This window comes from Frankia sp. R43, assembly GCF_001306465.1.
GTDB lineage: Bacteria > Actinomycetota > Actinomycetes > Frankiales > Frankiaceae > Parafrankia > Parafrankia irregularis.
Genome location: NZ_LFCW01000014.1, coordinates 144,344 through 162,198, shown reverse-complemented (window position 1 = coordinate 162,198; position 17,855 = coordinate 144,344). Strand labels below are relative to the sequence as shown.

Sequence of the window (17,855 nt, the reverse complement as noted above, 5' to 3'; positions counted from 1 at the left end):
TCACGGTCACCCCGACCTGATCCAAACAAGAGACCAGGTATCCGTCTCACCGCACGCACGTGCGGAAGACAGGGCTAGACGGACCGGCTGGCGAACTTTCCAACCCGCATCGGGGGCCTACGCGCCGAATCGGAGAGGGCATCGATCGTCGTTTCCGCAGCTCAGGAGCCCGTGCGCAGTCGAGGTCAAATCTTCCCCGCCCGGGGAATGAGTCGCGCCTCGGCATGGGAGATCGTTGCAACGCACCCCACCGGAGCGCAGACGATCTTCCGTCTGTGGCGCCGCGAAGCTGAGGCGAGACCGCCCGGAAGGATCTTCGTTGACTCAGATGATTGGCACGTCCAGCGACTCAGGCAGGGCGGCGGAGGTCCGCAATGCGCTGGTTGACCAGCTCTGCGTGACCGGCATGATCACCTCGCTGGAGGTGGAGCGGGCGTTCCGTGTCGTGCCGCGGCATCTGTTCGTGCCTGAGGGCACCTCGCTGGAGGTTGCTTACAACGCTGACGACTCGGTGGCGATCAAGCGGGCCGCGGATGGTGTGATCATCTCGTCGATCAGTGCTCCGTTCATCCAGGCTCGGATGATCGAACAGGCCGGACTCAGACCCGGGATGAGCGTGATCGAGATCGGGTCCAGCGGCTACAACGCCGCGCTTCTCGCCGAGGTCGTCGGCCCGTCGGGCCGGGTGGTCAGCGTGGACATCGATCCGGAGGTGACCGATCGGGCACGCGCGCTTCTGGAAGCGACCGGGTACGCGGACCGGGTCACGGTCATCCTCGCGGACGCGGAGGACCGCGTGGCCGAGCTCGGCGACCGAGTCGACGCGATCCTGGTGACGGCCGGCGCCTGGGACCTCTCGCCGGCGTGGCTCGCGCAGCTGGCCGAGGACGGCCGGATCGTCGTGCCACTGCGGATGAACGGGGTCACCCGGTCGATCGGGTTCCGCCGCGACGGCGATCACCTGGTGAGCACCTCGGCCGAGGTGTGCGGGTTCGTCCCCATGCAGGGTGCCGGCGCCCACGACGAGCGTGCCTTCCTTCTGCCGGACGGACACGGCCGTCACGTCCGGATGCGTTTCGACGCCAACCCGCCCCAGGACCTGGATCTTCTGGACGGTGTCCTGGCGACACCTCGGACCGAGGTGTGGTCCGGGGTCACGATCCGTAACGGCGTGTCGTTCGCCGACCTGCACCTGTGGTTCGCGTGCTTCCTGTCTGGCTTCTGCCGGCTGGCGGCGGACGAGGGAACCGATCTGGCCGCTGAACGCAAGAGCTGGTTCCCGTTCGGGGCCGTGCAGGGCGACTCGTTCGCCTATCTGGCGGTGCGCCCGGCGCTGGACGGCGCCGGTGTCGAGTTCGGCGGGCGAGCGTACGGCCCGCACGGCGAGTCCGCTGCCACCGCGCTCGTCGAGCAGATCCAGGCCTGGGATCGCCAGGCACGGGGCGGACCGGCCCCGACCTTCGCCTACTGGCCAACGGGCGTCGACCGTCCGCCGGCCGGCGAGGGCACGGCCGTGCTGGCGAGAACCCACGGCCTGGTCTCGATCTCCTGGCCGGTCGCTGGCTGACCCGGCCGGTCCAGGACGCACCACCCACCCGAGAAATCCCCCACCAGAACAAGGAGTGATCTCGATGTCGCCGGTGCTGATGGCCGACCAGACGGAGTCCGTGGACTTCGCCCTCGACGACGCGGAGTTGGAACTCGATATGCGGGTGGTGGAGTCCACCACCCGGATCGCGATCATGATGTGCGACACGAGCGACGGGTGCGGCAACAGCTGCAGCACCAGCGCGTGCAACACCTCCTCCAACGACCCGTCCTGACCCAGCCGTCCGCCGTCGGCACCCGCCCGACCCGGGTGCCGACGGCAGATGCCGCACCGGCGAGGAGAGGGGATCGCCATGCGCATGCCCCCGCGCTACCAGCACACCGGTTTCGTCCAGGTCCGCGCCTCGACGGACCCGGGCGGCCTCGACCTGCCCGCCGATCTCGATCTGTCCGACTCCGCTGCGGTCGAGCAGGAAGGCCGGGCCTGGCTGGCCAAGACCTGGGCTCGCCCGGAGGTACGGGAGGCGCTGCGGCTGGCCAGCACCGATCTCTGCGCCCGCGTCGAGCAGATTCTTGACGACGGTGCCGGGCGGCGTTCCGGGACGGAGATCCAGCGTGCCCTTACCGCGGTGGCGTCCTACCTGCTGCGGTGGCAGCGGCGCGCGACGCCGTTCGGGATGTTCGCCGGCATCAGTACCGCGACCGTCGGGCCGGCTACCGCGGAGGTGGGACGCGTACATCGAGCCGTGGCACGCGCGGACGCCGAGTGGGTCACGGCGCTCGTCGATCAGCTCGAACGGCATCCGGAGCTGCGTGGGCGGCTGATGGTGGTTGCCGACAGCGCGCGGATCGTGCGCGACGGTCGGGTCATCGTGCACCGGCAGGCCGAGGTGGGCGCCCCGAGCCCGGGGCCGCTGCGGGAGTCGTCGGTACGGCTGACCCGGCCGGTCCGCTTCGCCTTGGCGGAGGCCGGCAACCCGATCCAGCTGGACGCGCTCGTCGCACGGACGGCGACCAGGTTCCTCACCGCCGCCCCGGACAAGATCCGCGCGCTGGTGCACGGTCTGGTCGACGGCGGACTCCTGATCACTGACCTTCGACCACCGACGACAGCCGTCGATGCCCTCACCCACCTGGCCGACGCGTTACGTGCCGCAGGCCCCGAGGGCATCGCCGACGTGAGCGACACGCTGCGGGAACTCGACGGCCTCCGCGCCATGCTGGCCTCCCACAACCGCACCCCCGATCCGCAGCCGGCGGCACAGACGCGCCGGACGGTCGCCGCGCGGATGGCCTCGCTTGCACCGGGAGCAGGTCAGATGCTGGCGGTCGACACGCGGCTCGACGCGAACATCTCCGTCCCCGAGCGGGTCCTCACCGAGGCAGCGCTGGCGGCGAGCGTGCTGCTGCGACTGTCCCGCCAACCCTTCGGCTCGACAGCCTGGCTGGACTATCACGCCCGGTTCCGGGCCCGCTACGGCCCCGGTGCCCTGGTGCCGGTGCGGGAGCTCGTCGCCGAATCGGGGCTGGGCTATCCCGGCGGCTACCTCGGTGCGCCACGAGCGAGACCTGCCTGGCGGATGCTGACCGACCGCGACACCGCGCTCCTGACGCTGATCCAGCGGGCCGCCGTGGACGGGGCCGAGGAGATCACGCTGACCGACGCGGACGTCGAGGAACTGGCTGTCGGGGAGCACGAGGACGTCGTGCCGCCGCAGCGGGTCGAGCTCGGCGTCGAGGTGTGGGCGGTCTCGACTCGCGCGATCGACCGTGGGGACTTCCGGCTGCGGGTCACCGCCGCCCCGCGGACCGGTACCAGCATGGCCGGACGGTTCGCCTACCTGCTCGATCCGGCCGACCGCGACCGGCTGGCCGCGACGTACGCGGCCAGCGCTGAGGCTGGGGAGCGGGACCAGCCGCTGGCGGCACAGCTGTCCTTCCCACCGCGTCGCCCGCACAACGAGAACGTGGTGCGCGTCGAACCGCTGTTGCCGGCCGTCATCTCCCTCTCGGAGCATCCTGACCCCGCCCGCCCCGAGGTCAGGTTGATCGATCTGGATGACCTGGCGGTCACCGCCGACGCCGCGCAGATGTACCTGGTGCAGCGCTCCACCGGCCGGCGGGTGATCCCTCGGATTCCGCACGCGCTGGACACCAGCGTGCAGAGCCCACCGCTGGCCCGTTTCCTCGCCGAGGTCGCCGACGCCCGCACCGCCGTGTTCGGCGGGCTCGACCTCGGCGCGGCCCGCGTCCTGCCCTACGTCCCGCGCATCCGCTACGGCCGCACGGTCCTGGCCGTCGCCCGCTGGACCCTCACCTCCGCCGACCTGCCCCGCGGCCAGTCCGGCGACGAAAGACCGAAAGCACTGTGCGCCTGGCGGCAGCGGTGGCGCGTGCCCGCACGGGTCGTGCTCTGCCACAGCGAGCTTCGCCTACCCCTCGATCTGGATCGCGACCTGGACCGCGCGCTGCTGCTGACCCACCTGGAGCGGGCCGGCCGCATCGAGGTGCAGGAAGACGGTCCACCCGACGCACAGGGCTGGATCGGACGTCCGGCCGAGCTGCTGATCCCGTTGACCGCGATCAGCCCACCGGCACGGCCACTGCCCATGACCGCAGCACCGGGAGCGGTGCTTCGTCCGGGTGACTCGGCCGTTCTACACGCGCAGTTCGTCGGAAACCCGGCCCGTTTCGACGACATCCTCACCGGCCACCTGCCGAGGCTCGCCGACAGCCTGGAAGGGCTGGTCGATCTCTGGTGGGTCCGACGACACCGCGACATGATCCTTCCCGAAAGCGATCAGCACCTCGCCGTGTTCCTACGCCTGCACAGCCCAGACCACTACGGGCAGGTTGCCGCCGCTGTGGCCGTCTTCGCGGCCGATCTGGAGACCCGCGGCCTTCCCGGCCAGCTCGCCCTGGCCTCCTTCCCGCAGCACTCCGCCCGCTACGGCGACGGCGACGCGCTGGCCGCCGCCGAGTTGGTGTTCGCTGCCGACACCCTCTGCGCCACCGCCCAGATCACGGCGGCCCAGACGTCCGGGATCTCCGCGCAGGCCCTGGCCGCAGCATCGATGGTGGACCTGGCCGTCTCCTTCGCCCCCGACCCGCAGGCCGGGTACCAGGCCCTCGTCGGCTGTCTTCAGCAGGAGCACGGCGCCCTGGACCGCACCCTGCGGGACCAGGCTCTCGACCTGGCCGATCCCGGCGGTGACCACCAGGCGGTTCGTGCCCTGACCGGCGGTGAGGCGGTCGTCAGAGCCTGGAACGCCCGAGCCATCGTGCTGGCCCCGTACTACCAGGCCCTCGCGCGGCAGCGTGATCCGCAGACAGTGCTGCGGACCCTCCTGCACGAGCACCATGTGCGCGCCGTCGGTGTCGATCCGACCTTGGAGAAGGAGACCGGGCGCCTCGCTCGTGCTTCCGCACTGCGCCACCTCGCGCTGGCCGGTGCCCGGTGACCCCCGGCACCGCCGCCGCGGTCGAGACGCTCTCCGCCGACGACGCGATCAGGCAATCCCTGGCCCGAGGCCCGGTCGGGACAGCACTGCTACAGATCGAGCGGGCCCGGACCGGTTCGGCCGGCTGGGACACCGCGCAGGCCCACATCCGGCGCGCCGTCGCCGGACCGGTCGATGCGGCCGAGCACGCCGGCCTGTACTACGGGGCGCCCGCCATCGCCTTCCTCCTGCACGCAGCCGCCGACGGGAATCCCCGCTACCACAGAGCCCGCGACACGCTGGACACCCACGTGCTGCGCCTGACCCGCCGCCGGCTGACCCTCGCCGCCAGCCGAGCCGAACGCGGCGAGCCCACCACCTTCGCCGAATACGACCTGTTCTACGGCCTGACCGGCATCGGCGCACTCCTGCTCCGCACCCACCCCGACAGCGAGATCCTCGCCGACGTCCTGCGGTACACGGTCAGCCTGACCCGGCCGCGCCGCGAGGACGGCGCCGACCTGCCGGGCTGGTGGGTCACACATGACCCGGACGAAACGCTGCCGACCCCGGGCGGGCACGCGAACCTCGGCATGGCGCACGGCGCGGCTGGCCTGCTCGCCTTCCTCGCTCTCGCCACCGCCGGAGGGCGCCTGGTCGACGGCCAGGACGAGGCGATCGCCACCCTGACCGGCTGGTTCGACCAGTGGCGCCAAGACGAAGGCGACAACCCCTGGTGGCCGCAGTGGATCACCCGGGAGGATCTACGCGCCGGCCGCCCCACCCAGACCAGGCCAGGCCGTGTCTCCTGGTGCTACGGCACGGTCGGTATCGCCCGCGCCCAGCAGCTCGCCGCCCTCGCCACCCACGATCAGCGACGGGCACAGGACGCCGAGAACACCCTCGCCGCCGCCCTGACCGACACCCAGCTCGACCGGATCAGCGATCTCGGCCTGTGTCACGGCCTGGCCGGGATCTACCAAACCGCCTATCGAGCCGCCCGCGACGCGCGAAGCTCCGCCATCGGCCGCCGGCTTCCCGCGATCGCCACTCGGCTCGCGCGGCACGCTGCGGCCTCCTCCGACCTCTCCGCGACCGACGAGCAGGACAACGGGCTGCTGACCGGCGCCGCGGGGATTGCCCTGGCGCTGGAATCCACCCGACATGTCGGACCGCCACGCACGGGATGGGACACATGCCTGCTCATAGCCTGAGCGTCACCGCTCCCCGCGACCTCGCTGCCGGCGTCCTCGCGGTGCTCGCCGGCGCCGACCTCCGCGCCACCGCCACCAGCAACGCGCTCGACCCCGCCGACCTGGACGACGCCGTACGGGTCTACCAGGCGGCTGGGCTCGCGGCGCTCGAACAGCGCGCCGACCAGGACTGCTACCAGGTACGGGTCCAGTTCCCCGACTGGTCCACCGCCGAAGCCACCGCCGCCACACAGCTCGGGCTACGTCTGGACCAGCTCCAGGCCAGCGGCGTGGTCGGCGGATGGTGGTTCCTGCGCAAGCACCCCTGCTGGCGGCTCCGCCTGCACCGCGCGGACACCGCGGCCGTCGACCAGGTGCTCGACGAGCTGACCGCCGCCGGAGCCCTCGCCCGCTGGTGGTCGACGGTCTACGAGCCGGAAACCTTCGCCTTCGGCGGCCCAGCCGGGATGGACACCGTCCATGAACTGTTCTGCGCCGACAGCCGCGGCGTCCTCGACTACCTGCGCCACGACGCCCCGGGCCTCGGCCGCCGCGAACTCTCGATCCTGCTGATCAACGGCCTCCTCCAGGCAGCTGGCCTCGACACCTTCGAACGCGGCGACGTCTTCGCCCGAGTCGCCGGGCTACGCCCCGCCTCACCGGCCGCCGACCACCCGAAGATCGCCCAGCTCGCCGCGAACGTACGGCTGCTCCTGTCCATCCCCGACCTGCCCACCAGCGACTTGTTCGCCCCCGGCGGGCCGGTCGCACACGCCGCCCCCTGGCTCACCGCCTTCCGCACCGCAGGCAACCAACTCGGCGACGCCGCAGCACAGACACAGCTCGGCCGCGGACTCCGGGCGATCGTCACCCACGTACTGATCTTCCACTGGAACCGGCTCGGACTGTCCGCCACCAGCCAGGCCGTTCTTGCCCGCGCGGCTGCCACAGCCCTCCTGCCCCAGGACTGACCATGAACCGCGTAGCCCTGGATCTGGCCTGCTTCTTCCCCCTGATCGGCCGTCCCCGCCTGGCCTGCCCGCCTCTGCCCGATCGAGTTGCCGAGATCACCGAAATCGCCCAAGCGGCTGCCCGGGACGGCGCGGACGGACTGGCCGAAGGAGCACATGCCCTGAACAAGGCCGCGCTGCTCGCCAGCGACTGTGGCCTGGCACCCCTCGCCCGTGACCTGTGCTGGCAGCACATCAACATCTACCGCGCCGCCCCGCGCCCGCTCACCATCCACGAGGCCAGATACATGCTCGAACCGGCCCTCAACCTCGCCCGGCTCCAGATCCGCGCCAGCGACGGGGAACAGGCGCTCGGGCTACTCACCGCGATGTTCCAGGCCGTCTCGTCGAACACCGACCTGGTCATCGACGGCCAGGTCCTCCCACTGGCCGACCTCATCGGCACCCGCGACGAGCACCACAAGCTGCGCGAATGGGTGTGGCTGCACCTCGTCGGGGACGGCGTCCGCGCCCTGGCACTCGCCGGCCGCTGGAACGATGCGGTCACCCACGCAGACACGCACCGAGGGATCGGACTGCATCTCCTGGAAGGCCGCCAAGCGAAGATCCTCGCTCACTGCCTGACCGGGACGTCAGCCGAGGCCCGCGCGGCCCTGGCGGAAAGCACGCCGACGTACCCGTGGGAGCTCCAGGTCGCCTCGTGCCTGGAGGTGATGTGCGCCGAGGGCACCTCCACAGCACACGGTGTCACCACCATGATCGGGCAGTTCCTGGGACAAAGCCCGATGCCGGGCTACGCGGTCTTCCGTGCCCACCTCGGCATGACCGTGGCCGCTCTCGCCGCCGCCACCGACCCAGACGCCGCCACCCGCGTCCTCACCCAGACCGTCGAGGAAGTGATCGAAGCCGAGGACGGGTACGCGGCCCGGGACGTGCTCCGGCTTCGCCCCGCGCAGGTGGTCGACCTGCCAGGCAGGCACGACGAGGCGCTCGCCGACCTACTCAACGCCTCCGGCCTACGAGCAGGAACACCGCCGGAACCGGTCCTGGAGTCTGTTCTCGGCTCCGCCCGGACCGCCGAAGCCGCGATAGTCGCGGCGACACACCCTCAGCGACGGTGATCTAGGTCAGTAGCCGCGGGCGCTCGGCCGGCCCTGGGCGCCGTCGACGGCGATATCGGCTCCGTTCACCCAGCTGGCCCGGTCGGACAGCAGGAAGGTCACCACGTCCGCGACCTCCTCGGCGGTGCCCAGTCGGTGCGCGGGGAAGTCCCGCTGCACGAACGTCTCGAAGTCCTCCGGATGCTGACGGGCGTAGTTCTCCCAGCCGCCCCCGGGGAAGAGGATCGACCCGGGGCTCACCGCGTTGACCCGCACGTTGAACGGCCCCAGCTCCCGGGCGAAGGCCGACGCCAGGTAGATCTCCGCGACCTTGGCCGCCCCGTACTGCGCCCGCGGTGACGGCTTCGATGCCGAGATCGACGAGACGATGACGACCGACCCGCCGCCGTTCTTCTTCATATGCGGGACCGCGCTGCGGATCGCCCGGACGGCGTGGCCGGCGTTGAGCTCGAACGTCTGCGCCCAGTCCTCGGGGGTCGAGTCGAGAAGATCCCCTCCGACGGTGCCGCCGACGTTCGCGACCAGTAGATCGACGCGCCCGAAGTACTCGGCCGCTCCCTCGACGAAACGTTCGACGTCGCCAGGTTGGGTCACGTCGGCCGTCAGGCTGAAGACGTCCGAGTCGGCCAGGGGGAGACTCCCTGTGGCCTGGACCAAGGCCTCGGAGTCGCGCCCGCAGATCCCGACCCGGCAGCCCTCAGCTGCCAACCGGGACACGATCGCCCGTCCGATGCCGCGGGAACCACCGGTGACGAGCGCGACCTTACCGTTCAGATGAAGATCCACTAGAGGATGTCCGCCTGTCGATCATGCGCCGCTGAACTGGCGCCGGGGTCGGAAGGGGTCCGCTGTGCGCCTCGGACCGTGCGGGCCAGGCTCGTCTGGCGCTCGTGAAGGTCTCGGACGGACGACAGCTCCTTGTAGGGACGCAGCTCCCGCACGACCTCACCGGTCCGGCGGACGATCAGTTCCAACGGTCGCTCGGTCGCGCAGATCTCCAGCGCCTCGACGGTCACCGCGCACGCCTTGTCCGGTTCCTTCTGCCGCACCGCAGCGAGCGCGAGATCCACCCGGGCCAAGGCCCGCGCGACCGGCCAGTTCACCGCCGCCGCGTCGCACAACGTCACCGCCTGCTGGGCGAAGGTCCGCGCCTTCTCAGGCCTGGCAAGCGCGGTGTAGGCCGTGCCGGCGTAGAACGGCAGGTAGGGGTAGTCGAAGGAGAAGATGCTGTGCGACGCCTTCTCCGTCACCGACTCGAAGGAGTCCTCCGCACGGGCGAACGCGACGCTCACACCGTCGGCGTCTCCTAGGCGCGCGTGGGCTCGTCCCAGCTGCGCAAGAAGTCGAGTCTGGACGAACGAGTTCCGCGGAGCGACGTCAAGACCAGCCAGCGCGTAACGCAACGCGTCCGCCGCGTCGCCGGTGTAGAAAGCGATCATCGCCTGGGTCCCTCGGACCCACCCGCCCAGCCGGGCGTCGCCGGACTCCGTGGCGAGCTGCCATGCTGTCAGACAGTGCGCATGAGCAACGGCGCTGTCACCGAGATCGAGCGCCAGAGACCCCATCAGCCCCGAAAGCCATCCACCGACAACGCACAGGTGCTGCCGCTGACCCAGCGTCTGGCGTCCCGCCACCATCACGGAGACCCGCTGCCGGCACTCCCGGACCTGCACGAACAGCTGCTCGGGCGGCGTATGCAGGTAGGAAAGGCCGAACCGCTGCACCTCCAGATCAAGGTGCTCCAGCGTCGTCGAGCCGAGATCGGACTCCTCCCAGCGCTGCCCGAACATCGCCGACTCCGCTGCCGACTGGGCGAGCAGGGCCGCGACGGCAGACGCGCCCGCCGCGGCGAGAACCTCGCGACGCTTCGTCGGTGGCCCCTCTCCCTCGCCCCCAACAGGCACCGGCGCCTGCAAATGCACTGCAGAAGGACTGGATATTGGCTCATTGTCTACGAATGCTGGCAGAAGCGCAGGCTGCGGCAGCCTGCCCGCAGCCCCCGGCCATCGAGGAGTGTCGCGACCACGAACGGCGCCGGCTGACGTGGCCGGCGGCCGGCCGCGCGCCGCGCTGACCTCACGCATGCAACTGTCGAGGAGAAGAAGATCCGCGGGTGCCAGGTGCTCACGGTCTTCAAGGTCGAGAAGGTGGTGGATGTCCGTGCCATACACGTGCGCGAGCAGAGCGAGGATCTGCGGCGTGGGCCGCCGCGCACCCGAGGCCGGCCACGACTCAAGCTCCGACAGCCGCGGCCCCGTCATGCTCGCCCGGCCTACCGGATCAAGCCCGAGGCTCGCCGCCTGAGCATTGATCGCGGCGGCAGCATCCTCGAGCGTCCACCCGAACGCGTGCCGAAACGCGGCCCGCGGCCGGAAGCGAAACCGCCGCCCGAACTCGCCAGCGATCTCGTCGTGGCTCATGCCGAACTCGCGCATCCGGCCACGAAGCTGCCGCTGCTCGGCGCGTTGACTGACACGGGCCACTGCAGGCTCACCCAACCCTCTGGACTGGGAAAATGTGGCTGCCTCCCGCCGCGAGCGGCCACCAGAAGCGATCCTATGTTACGGATCTGTCACGGTAGGACACCCCCGTGCGCACCTAGCTCGGCGCGGGTGAGGTTCGTGAGGATCAGCACGGCGCCAGTGAGATTCGCTCTGAACAGCGAGACGCCGGTGAGGTTCGCGTCGCCCAGATAGGCACCGGTGAGGTTCGCCCTGGTGAGGTCGGCGCGGGGGATGGCGCGGCCGGGCGGGGAGACGACCCAGGACTGTGAGAGCGGCCTGTACATCGGTCGTGAGCCGTGGCGGTGAGGGGTCGTTAGCACCGGTGTGCTCGCGGACGAATGCGGACAGGACCTCGACGACGGTTCGCTGGTCGGCGGCGCTGTCGATCGCGATGCGTTCCAGGGCGTAGATGCCGCCGAGGTGGATGTCGAGGCTGTCCGCGCCGAGCTGGCCGATGGCGGTGGCGTGCAGCTCCCGGACGTGGGTGTTCGCGTTCGCCTGCCGGGTCTCGTCCAACGCGATCAGATCACCGGCCACCGTGGTTAGCGCGGCGGCCGCAGTGAGCGCCCGCCCTGCAACGCCGCGCGGGCCTCCTCAACCTGATACATCCGACCCGTCAGATGGCAGATCACCACCGCCACCGCCCCGGCCGCAGCGATCCCCGCGCAGATCCACAGCCACCGCCGGCCGGTCCACCGGCGTCCTCCCCCGTCGCCCGCCATGAGAGGGGTTGTACGCCACCGCGGCCGGCCGGGGACGGAAGGTCACCGCCGGGCGCGGCCCGGTCGGCCCCGGGCCGAGGTTCGGAGCCTGAACCGAACCCGAAGAATCCACACAACAGAAAACGACTAGACGCAAAATTGGTGGTCGACGGATCTGATGCGGCGAACATATGACGTTACCTGATGCTAAATGTCGGCATATGTGCCACGGCGGTGTGCATCGCCGGATCACCGGCTCCGGAGACATCTGCCCGAGGTTGCTACCGTCAGCGTCGTCGCCTGATCAGGGCGGCTCCTCGGCCCGGCGCCACCAGTTCTTGGCGGTTCTGACCGGCGCCGGACCGGGGACCTCATGAGAACCCATAAGGGGGTTCGTGGTGAGTGAACCACGGCCGGCTATCTGGCATGTAACGGCATGCCCATGTCCGATACATCGGAACACAGCCTCGGCCGACATCCAGCGAGACGAATCGCCGGCGCGCCGGGTGGGTCCGCTGGTGCGCACTGTGGCCACGGTCATCGGAACCATCGCACGAGTGATCACCGTGGTCGTACTGCTGCTACCCGGCGGTGACGACCCCGCGTAGCCAAGGGCCGGTGTGCGGCCGACGGGTATCTCATCCTGTCGACCGCACACCGGCGAGCGTTTCCCTCACAGCCCCCGCGCCAGGACGCCGGCCACCGCGAGCGCTAGGCCCAGCGCGACGGAGAACGCACCGCAACCAGTCAGGGCGGCACCGGCCAGGCTTGCCCCGTCGACGCGGGCCAGGATTCCGACCGCCAGACCGGCGATCACGGAGACGGTGGCGCACAGCACTACCGAGAGGACCCGGACCACAACCGGGTCGGCAGACACGGACACCCGCAACTCCTTCGCGATACACCACCCCATTGGTGATGATCACGACCTGCGGGACCCGTTCCACTCCCACCGATCACGGCCGGGAGTAAGTAAATCGCGAGAATAACCGGATCGGCTCATCTAGGTTCAATTCGGTGTGGCGGGTATCCCGGAGTCGACGAAAATCTCCCTGCGTCAGCGCCTCGTCGCGCACGCCGCCGAACGGTGGCCCGGGATCATCGCGGTCTCGACCCGTTACCGCGGCCCGTTCGCCTACGTCACCGCGACCGACCCTGGCGGCGACACCCAACCGCTGTGTCGGCTGCGCTACGGGGGCTACGCCAGCCAGTGGGGCTTCGCGATCTGGCGGGCCAGCCACGACGACTACGCCGACTCCGTCCTGGCCGACGGCTCCTGGACCGGCGTCCCCGAAGCAGCCCTCGACATCGCCGCTAGCCTCTACCTACCCGCCACCGCCGATAACCGACGAACTAACGACGACGACCACTAGCGGGAGCGTTCAGAGGTGGTCGACTAGCTCGTCGATCGCTTCGATGCAGAGCTGTCGGTAGGGCTCGTTGACCTGGATCCTCTGGCCCATCACATCGAGCCTCCCAGCGCTCATCGCGTAGAAAGGGCAGCCGCGGGCGAAGGCGACGACCCCGGTGGTCTGGAAGTCTCGGATGTTGACCAGCCCATCCTTCGCCTTGTCGAACGTGAAGATCTCCTTGTTGGACTTCAAAAGCCCGGTGACGTCCTGTTCGATCGTCCGCAGCACGGCGTCGTATGCGGAAGAGGGGCCCATGTACTGGGTGAGGCGGTTCTTCGCGATCACGTGGGCTTTCGGCAGGTCGCGGCCCTCCGCCTTGAGCCTGGTCGCAAAGGCATAGGACGCGTAGATGTCCGATGGCAGCCTCAGACCGTAGATCAGTGAGAACGCGTTCTGGATCGCTCGGCGCGAGGAGTCGTCGGCCATCACCGGGAGCACGAGCCTGTCTGCGGTCGACAGCGCGATCTGGGTGTAGATCGAGAAGCTCGGGTTCGCGTCGATGAAGGCGACGTCGTAGTCCTCGCGAATGGTGTCGAGGAAGTCCTTCAACCAGTCGATCACGGCGACCCAGACGTTGGTGCCTGGGATCACTGTGTTCGCCAGCGTGGACATCGCGTTCGCCTGGAGCTCCAGGAGCGGATCGCCGCAGACGAGGTCGATGTTGGTCGGGACCACGTGGTTGAACGCGCTCGGGTTGGTGATGAAGTCGCTGGTGGTGATGGTGGGGGGCTTGAAGGGCTCCGGCAGGCGAAGCTGGAAGTAGCCGCCGACTGTCGCGCGGACGGTCTCCCCTTGGCGTGCCAGGAGGTTCTTACTGCCGTCGTTGGTCAGGCCACCGAGGAGCAGTTCAGACAGGTTGGCCTGCGGGCAGACGTCGATGACGAGCACCCGCTTGTTCGGGTACTTGTGTGCGTAGGCACAGGCTGCCTGGAAGATGAGGCTGGTCTTGCCCGTGCCACCCTTGTTGTTCCAGAACGCGTAGGTGAGCATACCGCTCCGTCCAATCGAGACGATCAAGAGTCTTCATTGTACTTGAAAATGTCCGACATGGATGGAGTCACGTCCACCGAAGCCCACACTGGCCGCGATCGCGCTTGGATCGCCGCCGCCCGGGTCGTACTCGCAAGATCGAACCCGTAGATCGTGACCGCTAGCGATGAAACTGTCACGTTCCGGGGGTGCCACTGGGTGGTGATCGAGTGGTAGCCGAGGGCCTGGGCGACACCCGGGGCAGGGGCCTGGAGGACGAGCTGGCGCAGCGCGGCGATGCGGGCTGCCTGGATCGGGATCCCGAGGACGCGGATCTGCTCGCGCAGGCTGCCTGGGCGCAAGGGCTGTCCCGCGCGGCGGCCGGGGAACAGCCAGCGGCTGTATGGGTTCGTCGCGGTGTCCATGTTGCCTCGCTGGGACGCGGTGACCAGCAGAAGGGCTGCGAAAGGCTCGGGCACCGGGACGGGCGAGTCGCCGAGCCGAAAGAGGATCTGGTCGCCGTCGCGGGTGATGTCGTCGACGGTGAGGCGCACGATCCCGCTGGCGGGCTGGGCGTAGAGCAGCATCAGGCAGGCCGCCGCGCGGGTCGCCGGCGATCCGGTCTCGCTAGTCAGGACGGGTTTCACCAGGTCGAGGCGTGCGCGTTGGGTGAGCGGCTCGGCGCGCGGGATCTGGAGGCGGGTCAGGTCGCGGCGGGGCAGATGGCCGCTGCCCATCGCCCAGGTCAGGAACGCCCTTAGGGAGCGTTTCGCGTGGTCGAGGTGGGTGGCGTGCGAGTCGTCGCAGCACGTGCGGGCCGAACTCGTCGCCGTCGACGGTCAGGTCGGCGTCGGTGCCGAGGTAGGTGATGACGGTGCGGGCGGCGCGGTCGGTGAGCGTGCACGACACCATAGCGGGCAGTGTCGAACACCCCCCACCTTTACCAGGCCTCGACTCGGGCCGGAACGGGCCCCACCAGCGTCCCCCTGCTGCTGCGCGCAGTGAGTGGTGTCCCGAACCGCCGGAACGACCCCGGCCCGGCAGCTGGGCCAGTGTCCAGACAAGGCGGCGTTCAGCCCTCCTGATCGTCCGAGCGCGAGAATTCGCAACAGTCGAATACGCGAGACTGCCAGTTTCGACCCCCTGGTCGCCGCCGGTGGGACGTAGACAGGGACGCTGATGGGACAGGTTAATGATCGCTCCGGTGAGCGAGGTGCAGCAGCATTCCGGAGCGACCGGGCCCCGTGCCTCCTGCTGCCACCCTGAGCAGGCCAGAACTCGGCAGGACCGGGGAACCCTGGGCCGCTATTGGTCGAACTCACCGTCCTGCAGTCCAGCGAGGAAGGCGGCCCATTCGGTGGATGTGAAGTGCAGGACCGGCCCGCCTGGGTTTTTGGAGTCGCGGACGGCTCGGCCGCCGTCGGGGAGGGTGGCGACCTCGACGCAGTTGCCGCCGGTGCCGCCGGAGTAGCTGCTCTTGCGCCAGTTCAGCGGGGCGTCCGCACCGTGGGTGGTCATCGCTGTAGGTCCTCACGTGCCGCTGTGATGATCGAGAGGGTGTTGGGGGTGGGCGCGAGGGCGGAGCTGCGGAGCTGGTTCATCCAGGCTTCGTAGCGTCGGACCTCGGCTTGTTTCTCCAGGTAGAGGCTGCCCGTGGGGGCTTCGATGTAGACCGTCTCGGAAGCTCCGCCGGTGTCGGGGAAGCCCAGGATCGTGAAGCTTGCGATCATGCCGGCGTGGGCGCCCGCGGTGAACGGCACGACCTGGATCGTCACCGCGGGTTGCTCGGCCGCCTCGATCAGCCGGTCCAGCTGCCGGGTCATGACGGTGGGGCTTCCGACGTGGCGGCGGATCACGGCCTCGTCGAGGATCGCCCAGAGCTGCACGGGCTGGTCTCCGGTGAGGATCTTCTGCCGGTTCATCCGGACTTCCACGGCCCGGTCGACTTCGTGGGCGGGTAGCTCGGGTGAGGCGGCGCGGATGACCGCGCGGGCGTAGTCCTCGGTCTGGAGCAGGCCGGGGACGAGCAGGCTCTCGAACGTCGTGATCGTGGAGGCTTCGGCTTCCAGGCCGATGTAGACCTGGAACCAGCGGGGCACGAGATCGCCGTAGGAGTGCCACCAGGCGGGTCTGCGGTTCTCTTTCACCAGTGCCAGCAGGGCTTGGCGCTGCTCGTCGTCGGTGACGCCGTAGAGGTCGAGCAGGTCCGAGACGTTACGCAGGACGAACCGGAACTGGCCGGTCTCCATCCGGCTGATCGTCGGCCCGCTGCGGTGGATGTGTTCCCCGGCCTGGTCGACGGTCAGTTCCTTGGCTTCCCGCAGGCGGCGCAGCTCCGCGCCCAGGCGCCGGCGCCGCACGGTGGGGCCCGGTGTGGTCGGCATCGCCCTCCCTTCTCCCGGTAGCAGTCTGCCAGCCCCCGCCTCGGGCCGATCAACGCCGACTTACGTATCTCCCATACGTACTTGCGTATGAGAGTTCCACGGGTGCATTCTGCCAGTACCCCAGCGCCGCCCGTCACCGCGCGGGGACCCAGAGCACGGAACACGCCAGGAGATCGTTTCCAGCCGGCAAGGGAGAAGAGCTATGGAGGAACACCGCTTCGTGGTGTGGGACGCGGAAGGGCTGCCGCTGGGCGCGTTCGGCGACTTCGACACCGCCCACGAGTGGGCGCACCGGCGCCTGCGGCAGGCACTGACCCGCCTTCCCCTGACCGTGGACGACCGGGTGGCGAAGGTCAGCCGCCGCCTGTCACAGGCCCGCTGCGAGCTGGTGGCCTGGGCCGAGTTCGCCGTTCTCCCCGGCTGCGACCTCCCCGGTCACGCTCCGGCGACAGGCGACCCGTCGCACCGCCAGCCCGCGCGGCCCACAAACGGATGAACGCCACGATCACCGGCCGCCGCACACGCAGCGCCATGCGGGGACCGGCATGACCGGGACCGAGGGCATCTCGACGGCGATCCGGGTGGACGTGGCGCACTTCCCGCCCACGGCCGCCGCCGTTCCCGACGTGCGCGCAAGCACCGTCCGCACGCTCACCGGATGGTCCGTCGCCCGGGACGACGTCGACCTCGCCGAAGTCGTCGCCTGCGAGCTGGCCTCCAACGCGGTGAAAGCCAGCCGCCCGGGCGACGTCATCGCGATACGGCTCACCGCGACCGGCGGGACCGTCCTGATCGAGGTGTGGGACGGCAACGACGCCGGCCCCCGTGTCACCACCCCGGACACCGACAGCGAGGACGGCCGGGGCCTGCTCATGGTCGATGCCCTGAGCAGCCGATGGTCCTGGTACCGGACCAGAACCGGCGGCAAGATCGTGTGGGCGCAGCTCCCGGCCAGGATGACGCGGGCCGTCGCCACCTCCCGCAGCACCGCCACGTTGGCGACCCGCGCGCCCGCGCCCATCCCGACTTCCGCCCGCCCGGTCGTCTTCGACAGTGACCCGCTCGTCCTGCGGCGGGTCATCGACCGGCTACGCGAACTCGACGACTGGTACCGCCCACCCCGGGACAGGGCGTGAAAGACCGGCACCACACCTGGCACCCGCCACCACGACACCCAGCCTGGGCTCCTGAGAAGAACGCCGACGAACGCTCCCGGGTCGGGCGCCGGGCCGCCGCACGTGAATTTTCCTGCCTCCGGGCGGCGCAGCCTGGCCGACCATCGGAGGGGGTCGCAGGCGGCTGACCTGCACTTTTACCATCCAACTCCCCCTCCATCCCTAATTGGAGGGAATATCGGAGTAGATATCCGCAGGAATAATGGAGGGTATAACGGAGGGCGGGGGTTTCACGTTTCCCTGCATGCCAGGAGGGGACTCCGGTACACGTGGCTCGCCGGGCCGACCGAGGTGGGAAAATTTCCCACGAAACAGCAAGACGGGCGCCGACGACCATCGTATTCATATCGCGTTCGCGTATACGAATTCCAGCATGGGTGATGCCCGTGACGTGCGGGGCGTGGAACACGAATCTTCGTTCTCCGGGGTTGCCCCTG

The 17,855-nt window shown here is 69.7% G+C and carries 18 protein-coding genes; 10 read left to right on the top strand and 8 right to left on the bottom strand.

The window, feature by feature from the left end:
• Positions 1-319: 319 nt before the first annotated feature.
• From fxlM to ACG83_RS39365, 6 genes are all read left to right on the top strand, one after another.
• Positions 320-1,567 carry a methyltransferase, FxLD system gene (gene fxlM / locus ACG83_RS39390; RefSeq protein ID WP_054571354.1) on the top strand — a complete coding sequence of 416 codons (1,248 nt, stop codon included), beginning with the start codon at positions 320-322 and terminating at the stop codon, positions 1,565-1,567.
• A 64-nt stretch (positions 1,568-1,631) separates the two neighbouring features.
• A complete protein-coding gene (locus ACG83_RS39385; protein WP_012157502.1) occupies positions 1,632-1,823 on the top strand; it encodes an FxLD family lanthipeptide in 192 nt (63 codons plus the stop codon).
• A gap of 78 nt (positions 1,824-1,901) precedes the next feature.
• Positions 1,902-5,009 (top strand): lantibiotic dehydratase, encoded by a 3,108-nt coding sequence (locus tag ACG83_RS39380; RefSeq protein WP_054571353.1) that lies wholly within the window; start codon positions 1,902-1,904, stop codon positions 5,007-5,009.
• On the top strand, positions 5,006-6,202 hold the full coding sequence (locus tag ACG83_RS39375; protein WP_054571352.1) for a lanthionine synthetase C family protein: 1,197 nt from the start codon (positions 5,006-5,008) through the stop codon (positions 6,200-6,202). Before ACG83_RS39380 ends, ACG83_RS39375 begins: the two co-directional genes overlap by 4 nt.
• Positions 6,184-7,152: a thiopeptide-type bacteriocin biosynthesis protein gene (locus tag ACG83_RS39370; protein WP_054571351.1), complete on the top strand. Its 969-nt coding sequence runs from the start codon at positions 6,184-6,186 to the stop codon at positions 7,150-7,152. The genes ACG83_RS39375 and ACG83_RS39370 overlap by 19 nt, the downstream gene beginning before the upstream one ends.
• 2 nt (positions 7,153-7,154) lie before the next feature.
• Entirely contained in the window at positions 7,155-8,273 is a 1,119-nt protein-coding gene (locus ACG83_RS39365; protein WP_054571350.1) for a hypothetical protein, read from the top strand.
• Between the two features lie 6 nt (positions 8,274-8,279).
• Here the strand turns inward: ACG83_RS39365 and ACG83_RS39360 are convergent, their stop codons facing one another.
• The 3 genes from ACG83_RS39360 to ACG83_RS48280 all read right to left on the bottom strand — a co-directional run bounded on the left by ACG83_RS39360 (position 8,280) and on the right by ACG83_RS48280 (position 11,061).
• Complete coding sequence (locus ACG83_RS39360; protein WP_054571349.1) at positions 8,280-9,059, bottom strand: SDR family NAD(P)-dependent oxidoreductase; 780 nt, start codon at positions 9,057-9,059, stop codon at positions 8,280-8,282.
• On the bottom strand, positions 9,059-10,177 hold the full coding sequence (locus ACG83_RS39355) for a M48 family metallopeptidase (protein WP_235498476.1): 1,119 nt from the start codon (positions 10,175-10,177) through the stop codon (positions 9,059-9,061). Before ACG83_RS39355 ends, ACG83_RS39360 begins: the two co-directional genes overlap by 1 nt.
• 668 nt (positions 10,178-10,845) lie before the next feature.
• Complete coding sequence (locus tag ACG83_RS48280; protein ID WP_054571347.1) at positions 10,846-11,061, bottom strand: pentapeptide repeat-containing protein; 216 nt, start codon at positions 11,059-11,061, stop codon at positions 10,846-10,848.
• Positions 11,062-11,101: 40 nt separating this feature from the next.
• Here ACG83_RS48280 and ACG83_RS48275 point away from each other — a divergent pair, with 40 nt between their 5' ends.
• The gene (locus ACG83_RS48275) at positions 11,102-11,323 is read left to right on the top strand and encodes a hypothetical protein (RefSeq protein ID WP_054571346.1); all 222 of its coding nucleotides are present in this window, start codon (positions 11,102-11,104) and stop codon (positions 11,321-11,323) included.
• 828 nt (positions 11,324-12,151) lie between these two features.
• On the opposite strand, the gene ACG83_RS39335 is transcribed toward ACG83_RS48275, so the two are convergent.
• On the bottom strand, positions 12,152-12,361 hold the full coding sequence (locus ACG83_RS39335) for a hypothetical protein (RefSeq protein ID WP_054571344.1): 210 nt from the start codon (positions 12,359-12,361) through the stop codon (positions 12,152-12,154).
• A gap of 136 nt (positions 12,362-12,497) precedes the next feature.
• Between ACG83_RS39335 and ACG83_RS39330 the strand changes: the two genes are divergently transcribed.
• Positions 12,498-12,851 carry a hypothetical protein gene (locus ACG83_RS39330; protein WP_054571343.1) on the top strand — a complete coding sequence of 118 codons (354 nt, stop codon included), beginning with the start codon at positions 12,498-12,500 and terminating at the stop codon, positions 12,849-12,851.
• 9 nt (positions 12,852-12,860) lie between these two features.
• Here the strand turns inward: ACG83_RS39330 and ACG83_RS39325 are convergent, their stop codons facing one another.
• The 4 genes from ACG83_RS39325 to ACG83_RS39310 all read right to left on the bottom strand — a co-directional run bounded on the left by ACG83_RS39325 (position 12,861) and on the right by ACG83_RS39310 (position 16,243).
• On the bottom strand, positions 12,861-13,880 hold the full coding sequence (locus ACG83_RS39325; RefSeq protein ID WP_054571342.1) for a ParA family protein: 1,020 nt from the start codon (positions 13,878-13,880) through the stop codon (positions 12,861-12,863).
• 23 nt (positions 13,881-13,903) lie between these two features.
• Positions 13,904-14,596, bottom strand: a complete 693-nt coding sequence (locus tag ACG83_RS39320) for a hypothetical protein (RefSeq protein ID WP_063793360.1) — start codon at positions 14,594-14,596, stop codon at positions 13,904-13,906.
• A 568-nt stretch (positions 14,597-15,164) separates the two neighbouring features.
• Positions 15,165-15,377: a DUF397 domain-containing protein gene (locus tag ACG83_RS39315; protein ID WP_054571341.1), complete on the bottom strand. Its 213-nt coding sequence runs from the start codon at positions 15,375-15,377 to the stop codon at positions 15,165-15,167.
• Positions 15,374-16,243 (bottom strand): helix-turn-helix transcriptional regulator, encoded by an 870-nt coding sequence (locus tag ACG83_RS39310; protein WP_054571340.1) that lies wholly within the window; start codon positions 16,241-16,243, stop codon positions 15,374-15,376. Before ACG83_RS39310 ends, ACG83_RS39315 begins: the two co-directional genes overlap by 4 nt.
• A gap of 202 nt (positions 16,244-16,445) precedes the next feature.
• On the opposite strand from ACG83_RS39310, the gene ACG83_RS39305 reads away from it, so the two are divergent.
• On the top strand, positions 16,446-16,739 hold the full coding sequence (locus ACG83_RS39305) for a hypothetical protein (protein ID WP_054571339.1): 294 nt from the start codon (positions 16,446-16,448) through the stop codon (positions 16,737-16,739).
• A 49-nt stretch (positions 16,740-16,788) separates the two neighbouring features.
• Positions 16,789-17,379 (top strand): ATP-binding protein, encoded by a 591-nt coding sequence (locus ACG83_RS39300; RefSeq protein WP_054571338.1) that lies wholly within the window; start codon positions 16,789-16,791, stop codon positions 17,377-17,379.
• Positions 17,380-17,855 lie beyond the last annotated feature (476 nt).